Source organism: Streptomyces sp. NPDC057939, assembly GCF_042887545.1.
Taxonomy (GTDB): Bacteria; Actinomycetota; Actinomycetes; order Streptomycetales; family Streptomycetaceae; genus Streptomyces.
In genome coordinates this window covers 137,957-151,907 of the sequence record NZ_JBHVPG010000015.1, presented here as the reverse complement: position 1 = coordinate 151,907, position 13,951 = coordinate 137,957, and the positions used below count along the sequence as shown (strand labels likewise).

Genomic DNA, 13,951 nt, shown 5'->3' with positions numbered 1-13,951 from the left:
GGGGGCGGCGGGGGCTCCGGGGGGGGGGCGGGGGTGGGCGGCTGGGCGGGGCCGGTCCCCGTCCCGCCCTTTCACCGTGTCCCGGGGGCTCCGCCCCCGGACCCCCGCGCCTCAAACGCCGGCGGGGCTGGGAGTGGCGGGGGCCGGGAGCGAGCGGGGCTCGTGGTGGAGGGGCCGGGAGTGGCGGGCACTGGGGCTGAGCGGGACCCGGTCCGTGGCGGGCCGGGGGTGAGTGGGTCGGGAGCGGCGGGGCCGGGAGGGTGGCTGGGGAGTGGGGCTGCTCCCCGGGACTCCTGCGGCTGGGACCCCGGTGAGGCGGGGAAGAGCCGGTGGGGCTGGTCCGATGCCCCGCCCACGGTCACGTCCAGTGCGACGGGCGCGTGAGGGTGGGTGGGATGTGGGTTTCGGGGTTGCCCTGGGCGGCGTTGAGCTGGGGTTGGGTGAGGAAGAGGGTGTTGCGGAGGTCGGCGTCGCGGAGGTTGGTGTCGCGGAAGTCGGCGCCGATCAGGTCCGCGCCGCGGAGGTCGGCGCGGCGGAGGTCGGCTGCGATCAGGTAGGCGCCGCGCAGGTTCGCTCCGCGCAGGTCGGCTCCGGCGAGGCGGGCGCCCATCAGGTCGGCGCCGCGGTGGTTCTTCTTGCGGCCCGGGAGCGTCGCGCGGACCAGTTCGCTGGTGCGTAGGAGGAGGACGTTGATCTCCTGGCGGAGGGCGCCGACGTCCAGTGCGGCGAGGGTGGTGGCGTCCGACCGGGTCAGGGCCTCGGTCCGGGTCAGGAGGCGGCGCAGGTCCGGGTGGGCGGGGGCGGCTTCCGGGCGGGTCAGGGCCTCGGCGACGTAGAAGAGGAGCTCGTGGAGCTGCCGCATCACCGGGAAGACCTCGAACATCGGGCCCCTGGTGTCGGGGGCGGTGCGCCAGTCCCGGCCGCCGAAGGTGACCTGGGAGACCTGCTGGCCGGCTCCGAAGCAGTCGAAGACGGTGCAGCCCTGGAAGCCCTTGTCGCGCAGGGCGGTGTGGATGCCGCAGCGGAAGTCCTGCCGGAGGTTCGTGCAGGGGGTGCCGGCCGGCTTGTTCACCGCGAAGTCGGTCGACTTCGCGAACGGCAGGGCGACGCAGCAGAGGGCGAAGCAGTTGGAGCAGTCGGCCTGAAGGACGGGAAGGGCGGGAAGGGCGGTGGTGGACACCCGTCCATTGTCGCCCGAGCGTGCGGTCCGGGCGGGCAACGATGGGCGGAATGCCTTGATCCGGCATGCGGGGAGCGGTGAGCATCCGTACATGACAGAAGTGATCGCAGTTGCCGTCATCACCCTGCTCGCCGTGATCAGTCCCGGCGCGGACTTCGCCATGGTGGTCAGGAACAGTTATTTGTACGGGCGTCCGACGGGGCTGTTCGCGGCCGCCGGCGTCGCGGCGGGGGTGCTGGTGCACGTCTCGTACACGATGCTCGGCGTCGGTCTGCTCATCGCGTCCTCCACCGCCCTGTTCACGGCGATCAAGCTGGCGGGTGCCGCGTACCTGGTGTGGATCGGGATCCGTACCTTCCGGGCGCGGGCCGAGCTGACCGTGGACCTGGAGTCGAAGCCGGGTCTGACCCCGCTCGGGGCGTTGCGGTCGGGCTTCCTGACGAACGTGCTGAACCCGAAGACGACGCTGTTCGTGGTGTCGACGTTCACGCAGGTCGTGAACCCGGGGACCTCGACGTGGCAGCAGGCCGGGTACGGGCTGTTCATGGCCGCGGCGCACCTGGTGTGGTTCGGGGCGGTCGCGCTGTTCTTCTCGGACTCGCGGCTGCGCGAGCGGATGTTGAAGGCGCAGAAGGCCCTGAACCGGGTGATCGGTTCGGTGCTGGTGGGGTTGGGCGTCGGGCTCGGGTTCGCCCGCTGACCCGGCCTGCCGACCCGGTCGCCGCGACGGGCTGGTGCCCCGGGTTACCTGTCGGTAGCGTGCCGTGGCATGGATGCTGCCGACGGGTTCTACGAGCGGGTCGACACGGGACGGTTCCGGGCGGGCGAAGCCACCCGCGGGCCGTGGGACGTGGGGTCGCAGCACGCCGGTCCGCCGGCCGCGCTGCTCGGGCGGGCGGTCGAGGAGCGGCCGGGCGGGCGGACGGACATGCGGATCGCGAGGATCACGTACGAGATCCTGCGGCCGGTCCCGATCGGTGGGCTGGAGATCACCACGAGCGTGCTGCGGTCCGGTCGCGGTACGGAGGTGGTCGAGGCGGCGCTCGTGCCGGAGGGCGCGGACGCGCCGGTGATGCTGGCGCGGGCGCTGCGGATCAGGGTCGCCGCCGAGCCGGTGCCGGCGGTGGCACCGGCCGCGCTGCTGCCGCCGCCGGGGGAGGTGGCGGTGACGCCGTTCTTCCCGGTGCCGTGGGAGACCGGCTACCACTCGGCGATGGAGACCCGCTTCACCGAGGGCGCCTTCACCGAGCTCGGGCCGGGTACCTGCTGGATGCGGATGAAGGTGCCGCTCGTGGCCGGGGAGGAGGTCCGGCCGCTGGACCAGGCGCTCGTCGCCGCGGATTCCGGGAACGGGATCAGCTCGGCCGTGGACTTCGGCCGGTACGTCTTCGTCAACGGTGACCTCAGCGTCCACCTGCACCGCCACCCCGTCGGCGAATGGGTCTGCGTGGAGGCCCGGACGAGCGTGGACGCGGCGGGGATCGGGCTCGCGGACTCCCGCCTGCACGACGAGAAGGGGCCCATCGGTCGCGGCGCGCAGAGCCTGTTCGTGGCACCGCGCCGCTGAGACCGGGCGCCGGGGCGCCGCGCGGTCCCGGTTGGACCGGGCCGGGGTGCCGGGCGGTCCCGGACGGAGCGTCAACCCGGTTGCCGCGCACGGGAATCGGTGTGGCAGTCTCGGGCGGATGGAGGCCCTGAGAGACACCGACCCGACCCACATAGGGGCGCAGACCCTGCTGGCCCGGATCGGGGCCGGGGGCATGGGGCAGGTGTACCTGGGGCGGTCGCCGGGCGGTCGGCTGGTCGCCATCAAGGTGATCAAGGACGAGATCACCGGGCATCCGGAGGCGCTCGCGCGGTTCCGCCGGGAGGTCGAGACGGTCCGGGCGGTGCGGTCCGCGTACACGGCGAACCTGATCGACGCGTCGCTGACGGCGCCGCCGTACTGGCTGGCGACCGAGTACGTCGCCGGTCCCACCCTCGCCGACGCCGTGCGCGACCGCGGGGCGCTGCCGGCCGACACCTGCCGCCGGCTGTTCGCCGCGCTGGCCGAGGGCCTCGCGAGCGTCCACGCGTACGGGGTGACGCACCGGGACCTCAAGCCGCAGAACGTCATCCTGGGGGTCCAGGGGCCGCAGCTCATCGACTTCGGCATCGCGAGGGCCGCCGCGCAGACGGCGCTGACGCAGTTCGGTACGGCTCCGGGCACGCCCGGGTACACGGCGCCCGAGGTGCTGCTGCGGGGTGAGGTGGCGGACGCGGCGGACGTCTTCGCGCTGGGGGCGACGATCGCGTACGCGGCGACCGGCCGGGCGCCGTTCGGTACGGGCGAGCCGACCGCGGTCAACTTCCGTGCGGTGCACGGCGAGATCGACGTGGAGGGCGTGGAGCCCGGCCTCGCCGGGCTGGTCCGGGCCTGCGTGGCGGCGGAGCCGGGCGCGCGCCCGGCGCTCGCGGAGGTCATCCGGCGGTGCGCGGTGGACGCGGCGCTGGTCGACGATCCGGTGTACGCGACGTTCCTGGCGGCGGGCGCCGAACGGGCGCGGGGGCTGCCGACCGGGACGGCCGCGGGGCCGCCGGCCGGGCTGCCCGTCACCGTCGGTCCCGGGCTCGCCAGTGGTCCGGGCGGCTACGTGCCGACGTACGTGCCGCCGCTCCCGGTCGGCGCGCCCGCCGCCGCCGGGGTGTCGGGTGGTCGGCGTCCGTCGCGCCCGGTCCTGGCGGCCGTGGCCGGCCTCGTCGTGGCCGGGCTGGTCGCGGGCGGGTACGTGCTGCTGCGGGAGGAGGACGGCAAGGTGACCGCGGACGGGATTGCGCCGACCGCGCCGTCGGCGTCCGCCCCGGCCGGGCCGACGCCCGCCGGGCAGCCCGGGTCGAGCCCGTCCGCGTCGGGGTCACCGTCCGCGGCGGCGTCCGCGTCGGGCGCCGACGGTACGGGGGCGGTCCCCGGCCGCATCCAGGCGACGAACCCGTCGCGGGACCTGTGGACGGGTGAGGGCGGCGGGGTGGGGCAGTGCAACCTGCCCGCCGAGGAGGCCTCCCGCCACCTGGTCGCCTCGGTGGTCGACGCCGACGACCCCGGTGCGGCGCCGGGCGCGGTCAAGGGGAAGGCCAGGATCCACGTGATGCTGAAGCCGTACCACCAGGAGAAGGGCCCGTACTACGTCTCGGTCGGGGTCAAGCCCCCGCACGAGATCGACGAGGCGTCCGGGCGGCCGTACGCCGACTTCGTCGTGGAGAACAAGACCATCGGTTACACGAGCAGGAGCGTGGACCTCGCGGCGAAGGCGGAGGCGGGCGAGAAGGTCGAGTTCACGTACCCCGACGACTTCGCCACGGAGCTCGTGGACAACCAGGGGAAGCAGAAGAGCTTCCCGGCGATCCCGGTCGCCAACGACCCCGGTGACTGGACGGTGGTGTTCTACCGCGTCAGGGGCATCAAGGAGTACAACAGCATCTTCTGCACCGGCTTTCCGGTGAAATAATGCGAACACAGGCCGACGAATGCGCTGTCAGGTCTCTTGCCATGAGGCAGTGTTGACGGGTGCGCAAGTTCTGGATGGCAAGCGGGATCGGCATCGGCGTGTGCCTGAGCTTCGTCGCGCTGCTCGTCGTGGGCACCTACTCGGCGGCGGCGGGGATCGTGAACGGCGGTAGGCAGGGCGCCGTCGGTCTGGTCAAGGGGGCCGTCCCGGCGATCTACCAGCCGCTGGTCGAGAAGTGGGGAAACCTTTGCCCCGCGCTGAATCCGGCCATGTTGGCGGCGCAGTTGTACACCGAGAGCGGCTGGAAGCCCGATGTGGTGAGCCATGCCGACGCGCGGGGCATCGCCCAGTTCATCCCGGGCACGTGGGCCATGTACGGGGTCGACGGCGACGGTGACGGCGACAAGGACATCTGGGATCCGAAGGACGCCATCCCGGCGGCGGCGACGTACGACTGTCAACTCGCCAAGGACGTGGCGAAGGTGCCGGGCAATTTGTCCGACAACATGCTCGCCGCGTACAACGCCGGTCCCTACCGCGTGATCAAGGCGGGCGGCGTGCCCCCGATCAGCGAGACGCAGGGGTACGTGAAGGCCATCCGGTCCCTGGAGAAGAGCTTCGCGCGACCCCTCGGCCGGGTCGCGCCGTCCCAGCAGGCCGCGGGTGCCATCTACTTCGCGCAGAAGCAACTCGGCACCCCCTACCTGTGGGGCGGCAACGGCACTCCCGATCAGGACGGGCGCTTCGACTGTTCCGGGCTGACGAAGGCGGCGTACGAGACGGTGGGGATCGAGCTGCCGCGCGTCGCGAACGACCAGTACAACGCCGGATCGCACCCGTCGCGCGCGGAGTTGCTCCCCGGTGATCTGGTCTTCTTCTCCGACGATCTGACGAACTCCCGCGAGATTCGGCACGTCGGCATGTACGTCGGCGGCGGCTACATGATCAACGCCCCGTTCACCGGGGCGGTCATCCGCTTCGACAAGATCGACACCCCCGACTACTTCGGTGCGACGCGGGTCACCAAGGATGGTGCCGAGGCGCTTCCGGAGCGGACGCCCGCAACCCCCGCCCCCGGCAACTCTCCGTGAACCAAAGGCCTTGAGCTGCGACGATGAGTCACTCTTCGATAACGTTGGAGTGATCATTCGGTGGAGAGTGGAACGGACCTGCCAGAACGGGCGTTCCATGGACACGGGGGTTGATCGACGGGGGTTTGGAAGGGTGCGCAGCGCAGCGCGCCCGCTGGGGACCTAGGCAAGGGGCCGCGTCGCATGGCTGGACTCACAAGTGGTGGGCCGAATGTGGATGTCGGCCTGTTGTACGAGGTCAACGGTCTTGCCCGGCGTGCCCCCGACGGCGTCGACCGGGCCGTGGGCCTCCTCGCCGAGTACGGACTTCCGCTCGCCCTGGTCCTGTTGGTGCTGTGGTGCTGGAGCGGCGCCCGGAGCCAGGACGAGGCGGGCGCCGTCGATTCGTTCGCCGCGCTCGTGTGGGCCCCGCTCGCCGCTGCGCTCGCGCTGCTCGTGAACGTGCCGCTGCGTGAGTTCGTCGCCCGACCGCGCCCGTTCGTCCAGCACGAGGGCCTCGACGTGTTCGCCGCCGGCCAGGGTCAGGGCGCGGGCTTCTCGTTCGTCAGCGGCCACGCCACCCTGACGATGGCCCTCGCGGTCGGCGTGTTCCTCGTGAACCGCCGGCTCGGGCTGATCGGCATCGCGCTGGCCCTGGCCGAGGGCCTGTGCCGGGTCTACATGGGCGTCCACTACCCGACCGACGTGATCGGCGGCTTCGCCCTGGGCACGGCCGTCGTCCTGCTCCTCGCGCCGCTCGCCATGGCCCTGCTGACTCCGGTGGTCCGCACGCTGGCCCGCGCGCCCGGCCTCGGCCGGCTCGTCCGTGCCCGGGACCGGGTGGTGGCCACGCCGGTGGAGCTGGCGCAGCGGTCGGCGGAGAGCGACCTCGCGGCCTGAGTCCGCGCTTCCCGAGACCTGGCGGCCTGAGACCTCGCGGCCTGAGCCCTCGCTTCCCGAGACCTCGCGGCCCGAGACCGCCCGAGTCCGCTCCGCCGGTCGGCGGGGCCGGGCCGTCAGCCGGCGTACGAGTTCCACACCGTGAGCAGCACCGCCACCAGCAGGCAGAGTCCCGCCGCGCCGAAGCAGAGCCGGACCGCCGTCGGGCGGGGGCGTGGGCTCACTGCTCGCCGCCGGGCCCCGGAGCGTCGTCCCGGGTCGGCTCCTCGCGGCGGTAGCGGGAACGCAGCCACAGCCCGGTGGCCACGGCCGCGGCGGTGGTGACCCCGACGGCGAGCGCCACGTCGGCCGGGCCGTCCGCCGAGCCCACGGGGCGGGCCCAGGCCGCGGCCGGGGTGAGCGCGATGAGCAGGGCCCAGAGGAGGGCCGCGTAGCGGGGTGCGGTTCCTGGCATGGGACCAGGGCATCCGCTCGGGCCCCGCGCGGCCACCCGGGCCGTCCGAACGGGCGACACGCGCGGCTGCGGGGGTCGCGCCGGGCCTGCTACCCGGAGGTGTGCCGGGTGGCGTCCCGTCTCGCCAGGTCGCGGGAGCGACGGGCGGGGCCCGTCCAACCGCAGCTGCAGACGGCCAGACAGAACGAGCCGCGTTCCGCGGTGCTCGTGGTGTGACCGAGAGGTGGCTGTGCGGGCTCCGCGGGGTGACGCGGAAGCGGCACAGCGGTAAACGGAGGGGCCGGGGTCGCCTTGGTGTGCGGATCCACGTCCCCACGGTACCCGGGGGCGCCCCGGTCCGGTACGGCCCCCGTCAGCCGACGGCCCGTGACGGGAAACCCCGGACCTCGTTAACCGGAGCGGGTGGGGGCCTCGGGCAAGCAGGTTTCATGCGTTGGGGGTTGGCAGGCGATGGTGGTGCACCAGCACAGGCGGCGGCGCGGACGTGCGGGTGAGGCGGTGGTCGCGGTCGGCATGGCGGTGACCGTGGCCGCGCTGGGCGCGTGCGGTGGCGGTGGATCAGGCGAGGCCTCCGCGAGCGACGACGCCCGGGCACCGCGCGACCCGGCCGCGGCGATCCGCGGGGCCGTCGACGGGCTGGCCGGCGCCGGCAGCGCGCGGGCCCGTACGGCGATGGAGATGGCCACCGGCGGCACCCGGGTCACCATCCGGGGCGAGGGCGGCGTCGACTTCCGCAAGCGCATGGGGCAGCTCCTGGTGATGCTCCCGGCCGACGTGACGGGCAAGGCCGAGCACCGGCCCATCACCGAGCTCCTCGTCCCCGGCGCCCTCTACATGAAGAACCGCGGCGCGGGGGTCCCCGACGACAAGTGGGTCCGGGTCGACACCACGACCCTCGCCGACGGCAACCTCGTCACCGGCGGGGCCACCGATCCGTTGACCGCCGTCGAGCTGCTGCGGGCCGCGCAGGGCGTCACGTACGTCGGCGAGGACGAGGTCGCCGGCACCCGGGTGTGGCACTACCAGGGGACGACGGACATCGGGCGGGCGGCGCGGACCGCCTCGCCGGGGGTGAGGGAAGCCCTGGAAGCGGCGGCGAAAGGGTTCAGCACGGACAGCGTGCCCTTCGACGTCTACCTCGACGAGAAGGGGCTGCTCCGCAAGGTCCGGCACCGGTTCACGTACGTCAAGAATGGCGTGATCGATGTCTCCTCGACCACGATGCTCTACGGGTTCGGGACCCCGGTCACCGTGGCATTGCCCGCAAGCGGGGACATTTTCGCGGGGAAGATCGCCGACTGACCGGCCGGCCCGTCCGGGCCGGTGCGTCCGGGCCATGGTCCCGCTATCCGGAAATGGTCCATCCGTGTCATGTGCGCAACGGGGTCCGATCCCTACGCTGAGAGGCCGGGCGTCGAAGGGCGATGACGGCAGAAAGAGGTGACACGCGTGACTCCCGCGGGCGGTACGACGGTGCAGGACCACGTGGCGCTCGCAGAGATCGAGCTGTGCGGTGAGTTGATCATCGCGGCGTCCGCCGCCGTGGAGGACCGGCTGAGCCAGGACCGGATCGACGAGGTCCTGATGGGCATCGGGTACTGAACCGGGCCCCGGGAGCCCCGCCCGCGCGGAATCGGAAGGCGGGGGCTCGGAGTCGGTCCGGCGGGCGGACGCGCGCGTGAGGCGCGTCTCAGGTGCGCAGGAGGCGGGCGATGGCCTTCGTGGCCTCCTCGACCTTGGCGTCGATCCCCTCCCCGCCCTTGACGGCCGCGTCCGCGACGCAGTGCCGCAGGTGTTCCTCCAGCAGCTGGAGGGCGAAGGACTGGAGGGCCTTCGTGCTCGCGGAGACCTGGGTGAGTATGTCGATGCAGTAGACGTCCTCGTCGACGAGTCGCTGCAGGCCTCGGATCTGGCCCTCGATGCGCCGCAGCCGCTTGAGGTGCTCGTCCTTCTGGTGGTGGTACCCGTGCACGGCCGGGACAGGGGCGGTGCCGGCGTCGGCTCCGGAACCTTCCGCCTCGATGGTCGTCATGCGTCCTCCCGTGGTCCGGAACGAGGGGGTATATACCCCTCATGGGTATAGGGTACTTGGCCCCGGCCGGCGGGGCAGGGGTCCGTGCGGCCCACTGTGCCTGATGGAGGACACTGGGGAACGGCCGGTTAGCCGTGGCCGGGGGATGCGCCTAGCATCAGCCTGACCGAACCCAATGCACCCCGAGGACCTCACGTGCGATTTCGTCTGACCCCCAGGGAGACGAGCTTCTACGACATGTTCGCCGCCTCCGCGGACAACATCGTCACGGGCTCCAAGCTCCTGATGGAACTGCTCGGAGCGGATCCGTCCGCCCGGGCCGAGATCGCGGAACGGATGCGGGCGGCGGAACACGCGGGGGACGACGCGACGCACGCGATCTTCCACCAGCTGAATTCCTCCTTCATCACGCCGTTCGACCGCGAGGACATCTACAACCTCGCGTCGTGCCTCGACGACATCATGGACTTCATGGAGGAGGCGGTCGACCTGGTCGTCCTCTACAACGTGGAGGAGCTCCCCAAGGGCGTCGAGCAGCAGATCGAGGTCCTGGCGCGGGCCGCCGAGCTGACGGCCGAGGCCATGCCGCACCTGCGGACCATGGAGAACCTGACCGAGTACTGGATCGAGGTCAACCGCCTCGAGAACCAGGCGGACCAGATCCACCGCAAGCTGCTCGCCCAGCTCTTCAACGGCAAGTACGACGCCATCGAGGTGCTGAAGCTCAAGCAGATCGTCGACGTGCTCGAAGAGGCGGCCGACGCGTTCGAGCACGTTGCGAACACGGTGGAGACCATCGCGGTCAAGGAGTCCTGAACCACGTGGACACCTTTGCGCTGATCGTGACCATCGGTGTCGCGCTCGGCTTCACCTACACCAACGGCTTCCACGACTCCGCGAACGCCATCGCCACGTCCGTCTCGACGCGGGCCCTGACCCCGCGCGCGGCGCTCGCGATGGCGGCGGTGATGAACCTGGCGGGCGCCTTCCTCGGCAGCGGGGTGGCCAAGACGGTCAGTGAGGGTCTCATCGAGACGCCCCACGGCAACCGGGGCATGTGGATCCTCTTCGCGGCGCTGGTCGGCGCGATCGTCTGGAACCTGATCACCTGGTACTTCGGCCTGCCCTCGTCCTCCTCGCACGCGCTGTTCGGCGGCATGGTGGGCGCGGCGCTGGCGGGCGGCACCGAGGTGATCTGGTCCGGGGTGGTCGACAAGGTCGTCATCCCCATGTTCGTCTCGCCGGTCGTCGGTCTCGTGGTCGGTTACCTGGTGATGGTGGCCATCCTGTGGATGTTCCGCCGGGCCAACCCGCACAAGGCCAAGAGGGGCTTCCGCATCGCGCAGACGGTGTCCGCGGCCGGCATGGCCCTGGGTCACGGTCTCCAGGACGCCCAGAAGACGATGGGCATCGTGATGATGGCCCTGGTCATCGCCGACGTGCAGGGCGCGGGCGACGCGATCCCGATCTGGGTCAAGATCGCGTGTGCGGTGATGCTGTCGCTGGGTACGTACGCGGGCGGCTGGCGCATCATGCGCACGCTCGGCCGCAAGATCATCGAGTTGGACCCGCCGCAGGGCTTCGCGGCGGAGACCACCGGCGCCTCGATCATGTTCGGCTCGGCGTTCCTCTTCCACGCGCCGATCTCCACCACGCACGTGATCACCTCGGCGATCATGGGTGTGGGCGCGACCAAGCGGATCAACGCGGTCCGCTGGGGTGTCGCGAAGAACATCATCCTCGGCTGGTTCATCACCATGCCCGCCGCGGCCCTGGTGGCCGCGGTCAGCTTCTGGATCGTGAACCTCGCCTTCGTCGGCTAGCCGCCGGCGTCCCGGTACGAAAGCGGGCCGGCTCCCCCCACCCAGGGGGAGCCGGCCCTTTTCCTTTCGCCTTGCGGTGGCACCGCCATGCAGCACCGCAGGACGTTTCGTCCATCCCGTGCTTAACCGAAGCGGCCCGAGATGTAGTCCTCGGTCGCCTGGACGGACGGGTTGGAGAAGATCCGGTCCGTGTCGTCGATCTCGATGAGCTTGCCGGGCTGACCGACGGCGGAGAGGTTGAAGAAGGCGGTGCGGTCCGAGACGCGGGCCGCCTGCTGCATGTTGTGCGTCACGATGACGATCGTGAAGCGCTCCTTCAGCTCGCCGATCAGGTCCTCGATGGCGAGGGTGGAGATCGGGTCGAGCGCGGAGCAGGGCTCGTCCATCAGCAGGACCTGCGGCTCGACCGCGATCGCGCGGGCGATGCACAGGCGCTGCTGCTGGCCGCCGGAGAGGCCGGAGCCGGGCTTGTTCAGGCGGTCCTTGACCTCGTTCCAGAGGTTGGCGCCCTGGAGGGACTTCTCGACGATGTCCGACAGCTCGGACTTCTTGAACGAGCCGTTGAGGCGCAGGCCCGCCGCCACGTTGTCGAAGATCGACATGGTGGGGAAGGGGTTGGGGCGCTGGAAGACCATGCCGACGGTGCGGCGGACCGCGACCGGGTCGACGCCGGCTCCGTAGAGGTTCTCGTCGTCCAGGAGGACCTTGCCCTCGACGCGGCCGCCGGGGGTGACCTCGTGCATGCGGTTCAGGGTCCGCAGGAAGGTGGACTTGCCGCAGCCGGAGGGGCCGATGAAGGCCGTCACCGAGCGGGGCTCGACGGTCATCGAGATGTCGTCGATGGCCTTGTGGGTGCCGTAGAAGGCGGACAGTCCGCTGACGTCGATTCGCTTCGCCATGAGGGGTCACTTCGCTTTCAGGTGGTCGCGTCAGCGACCGGTCTTCGGGGCCTTCCAGCGGGCTATGCCGCGGGCCACCAGATTGAGGATCATGACGAAGGCGATCAGTACGAGGGCCGCGGCCCACGCCCGGTCGTAGGAGGCGTCACTGCCGACCTTGTACTGCTCCCAGATGTAGAGGGGGAGCGAGGACTGGGCGCCTTCGAAGGGGTTGCCGTTGATCAGCTGGGAGCCGAAGACCAGCAGCATGATCGGGGCGGTCTCACCGGCGATGCGGGCCACGGCCAGCATGACACCGGTCGAGATGCCGCCGATGGCGGTGGGGAGCACGACCTTGAGGATCATGCGCCACTTCGGCACACCGAGGGCCAGCGCGGCCTCGCGCAGCTCGTTCGGGACGAGCTTGAGCATCTCCTCGGTGGAGCGGACCACGACCGGCATCATCAGGATCGACAGCGCCATGGCGCCGGCGAAGCCGGAGGGGCCGAAGCCGAGCATCAGGTTCCACGTCGTCAGGATGAACAGACCCGCGACGATCGAGGGGATGCCGGTCATCACGTCGACGAAGAAGGTGACGGCCTTGGCGAGCGAGCCCCGGCCGTACTCGACGAGGTAGACGGCGGTCAGCAGACCGACGGGCGCGGCGATCAGGGTGGCCAGGCCGACCTGCTCGATGGTGCCGAGCAGCGCGTGGTAGACGCCGCCGCCCTCCTCGAAGCTGGTCACGCCGTTCATCGAGTGGCCGAGGAAGTCCCCGTCGAGGACGGTGATGCCGCGGCTGATCGTCGTCCACAGCAGCGAGAGCAGCGGGATGACGGCCAGGATGAAGCAGACCCAGACGACGGAGGTCGCGACCCGGTCCTTGGCCTGGCGGCGGTTCTCGACGATCGCGCTGGCCGTGTACGTGATGGCCACGAACAGGAGGGCCGCGAGGAGGCCCCACTGGACCTTGCTGTGGAGGTCGAAGAGCAGGCCGATGCCGGATCCGAGGGCGGCGGACAGGACGGCGATGCCGGCCGGGGTCCAGCGGGGCAGGCCGCCTCGGGTGAGGGAGGCGGGAGCGGCGGACTTGCGGTCCCGTACGGGACGCGGGTCCTGCAGTGCGTGGCTCATCAGGCGTTCGCCCCCGAGAACTCCTTGCGGCGCGCGATGATGATGCGCGCGGCGCCGTTGACCAGCAGGGTGAGGAGGAAGAGGACCAGACCGGAGGCGATCAGCGCGTCCCGGCCGAACTCGTTGGCCTCGTCGAACTTCGCGGCGATGTTCTGCGCGAAGGTGCCGCCGCCCGGGTTCAGGACGTGGAACGAGATCAGGAAGCTCGGGGAGAGGACGGTGGCCACGGCCATGGTCTCGCCGAGGGCGCGGCCGAGGCCGAGCATCGAGGCGGAGATGACGCCGGAGCGGCCGAAGGGCAGCACCGACATGCGGATGACCTCCCAGCGGGTCGCGCCGAGGGCCAGGGCGGCCTCCTCGTTCATGCGCGGGACCTGGAGGAAGACCTCGCGGCTGACGCTGGTCACGATCGGCAGGATCATGATCGCGAGCAGGATGCCGACGGTGAAGAGCGAGCGGGCGACGCCGACCTGGGTCTTGTCGAAGACGTAGGTCCAGCCGAGGAACTCGTCGAGCCAGAGGTTCAGCCCGCCCAGCTGCGGCACCAGGAACAGGGCGCCCCAGATGCCGTAGATGATCGAGGGCACGGCGGCCAGCAGGTCGACCACGTAGGCGAGGGGCGCGGCCAGCTTGCGCGGCGCGTAGTGCGAGATGAACAGGGCGATGCCGACGGCGATCGGAACCGCGATGACCATCGCGATGATCGAGCTGACGACGGTGCCGAAGAGCAGGACGGCGATGCCGAAGACGGGCGGGTTGGCGGACGCGTTCCAGTCGAAGGTGGTGAGGAAGTTGCCCTCGTTCTTCGACAGTGCGATGCCGGCGCGGTAGGTGAGGAAGATGGCGATCGACGCCATGATCACCAGGAGCAGGATGCCGGATCCCTTGGAGAGCCCGGCGAAGATCTTGTCACCGGCGCGGCCGGTGGACCTTCCGCTCTTGGAGACAGGCGGAGCCGTGTCTATCTGGGTGGGTGTGGTGGAAGCCATGGTCTT

General features: G+C 71.1%; 15 protein-coding genes. 9 read left to right on the top strand and 6 right to left on the bottom strand.

The features are described 5' to 3' along the window. Positions 1–358: 358 nt before the first annotated feature. Positions 359–1,180, bottom strand: a complete 822-nt coding sequence (locus ACFVS6_RS19195; RefSeq protein ID WP_389705155.1) for a pentapeptide repeat-containing protein — start codon at positions 1,178–1,180, stop codon at positions 359–361. A 91-nt stretch (positions 1,181–1,271) separates the two neighbouring features. Here ACFVS6_RS19195 and ACFVS6_RS19190 point away from each other — a divergent pair, with 91 nt between their 5' ends. The 5 genes from ACFVS6_RS19190 (at position 1,272) to ACFVS6_RS19170 (ending at position 6,635) form a co-directional block, all read left to right on the top strand. Then, complete coding sequence (locus tag ACFVS6_RS19190; RefSeq protein WP_389705153.1) at positions 1,272–1,880, top strand: LysE family translocator; 609 nt, start codon at positions 1,272–1,274, stop codon at positions 1,878–1,880. Positions 1,881–1,949: 69 nt separating this feature from the next. Then, the gene (locus ACFVS6_RS19185) at positions 1,950–2,747 is read left to right on the top strand and encodes a thioesterase family protein (protein WP_389705151.1); all 798 of its coding nucleotides are present in this window, start codon (positions 1,950–1,952) and stop codon (positions 2,745–2,747) included. Positions 2,748–2,865: 118 nt separating this feature from the next. Beyond that, positions 2,866–4,665 carry a protein kinase gene (locus ACFVS6_RS19180; protein WP_389705149.1) on the top strand — a complete coding sequence of 600 codons (1,800 nt, stop codon included), beginning with the start codon at positions 2,866–2,868 and terminating at the stop codon, positions 4,663–4,665. A gap of 59 nt (positions 4,666–4,724) precedes the next feature. Beyond that, on the top strand, positions 4,725–5,756 hold the full coding sequence (locus ACFVS6_RS19175) for an NlpC/P60 family protein (RefSeq protein ID WP_389705147.1): 1,032 nt from the start codon (positions 4,725–4,727) through the stop codon (positions 5,754–5,756). A 183-nt stretch (positions 5,757–5,939) separates the two neighbouring features. Continuing rightward, entirely contained in the window at positions 5,940–6,635 is a 696-nt protein-coding gene (locus ACFVS6_RS19170) for a phosphatase PAP2 family protein (protein ID WP_389705145.1), read from the top strand. A gap of 220 nt (positions 6,636–6,855) precedes the next feature. On the opposite strand, the gene ACFVS6_RS19165 is transcribed toward ACFVS6_RS19170, so the two are convergent. Then, complete coding sequence (locus ACFVS6_RS19165; protein ID WP_389705143.1) at positions 6,856–7,089, bottom strand: hypothetical protein; 234 nt, start codon at positions 7,087–7,089, stop codon at positions 6,856–6,858. 450 nt (positions 7,090–7,539) lie between these two features. On the opposite strand from ACFVS6_RS19165, the gene ACFVS6_RS19160 reads away from it, so the two are divergent. Continuing rightward, positions 7,540–8,391, top strand: coding sequence for a hypothetical protein (locus ACFVS6_RS19160; protein ID WP_389705141.1), 852 nt, complete (start codon positions 7,540–7,542; stop codon positions 8,389–8,391). A 147-nt stretch (positions 8,392–8,538) separates the two neighbouring features. Beyond that, complete coding sequence (locus ACFVS6_RS19155; protein WP_389705173.1) at positions 8,539–8,691, top strand: hypothetical protein; 153 nt, start codon at positions 8,539–8,541, stop codon at positions 8,689–8,691. Positions 8,692–8,779: 88 nt separating this feature from the next. Here the strand turns inward: ACFVS6_RS19155 and ACFVS6_RS19150 are convergent, their stop codons facing one another. Then, a complete protein-coding gene (locus ACFVS6_RS19150) occupies positions 8,780–9,121 on the bottom strand; it encodes a metal-sensitive transcriptional regulator (protein WP_389705139.1) in 342 nt (113 codons plus the stop codon). 195 nt (positions 9,122–9,316) lie between these two features. Between ACFVS6_RS19150 and ACFVS6_RS19145 the strand changes: the two genes are divergently transcribed. After that, on the top strand, positions 9,317–9,937 hold the full coding sequence (locus ACFVS6_RS19145) for a DUF47 domain-containing protein (protein ID WP_267091204.1): 621 nt from the start codon (positions 9,317–9,319) through the stop codon (positions 9,935–9,937). 5 nt (positions 9,938–9,942) lie between these two features. Continuing rightward, complete coding sequence (locus ACFVS6_RS19140) at positions 9,943–10,944, top strand: inorganic phosphate transporter (RefSeq protein ID WP_281203692.1); 1,002 nt, start codon at positions 9,943–9,945, stop codon at positions 10,942–10,944. A 122-nt stretch (positions 10,945–11,066) separates the two neighbouring features. Here the strand turns inward: ACFVS6_RS19140 and pstB are convergent, their stop codons facing one another. From pstB to pstC, 3 genes are read right to left on the bottom strand one after another with little or no spacing between them, the layout of a single operon-like run. After that, positions 11,067–11,843 (bottom strand): phosphate ABC transporter ATP-binding protein PstB, encoded by a 777-nt coding sequence (gene pstB, locus ACFVS6_RS19135; RefSeq protein ID WP_384218461.1) that lies wholly within the window; start codon positions 11,841–11,843, stop codon positions 11,067–11,069. Positions 11,844–11,873: 30 nt separating this feature from the next. Further along, entirely contained in the window at positions 11,874–12,956 is a 1,083-nt protein-coding gene (pstA, locus tag ACFVS6_RS19130) for a phosphate ABC transporter permease PstA (protein ID WP_389705136.1), read from the bottom strand. Next, a complete protein-coding gene (gene pstC, locus ACFVS6_RS19125) occupies positions 12,956–13,945 on the bottom strand; it encodes a phosphate ABC transporter permease subunit PstC (RefSeq protein ID WP_389705134.1) in 990 nt (329 codons plus the stop codon). The genes pstA and pstC overlap by 1 nt, the downstream gene beginning before the upstream one ends. Between the last annotated feature and the right edge of the window lie 6 nt (positions 13,946–13,951).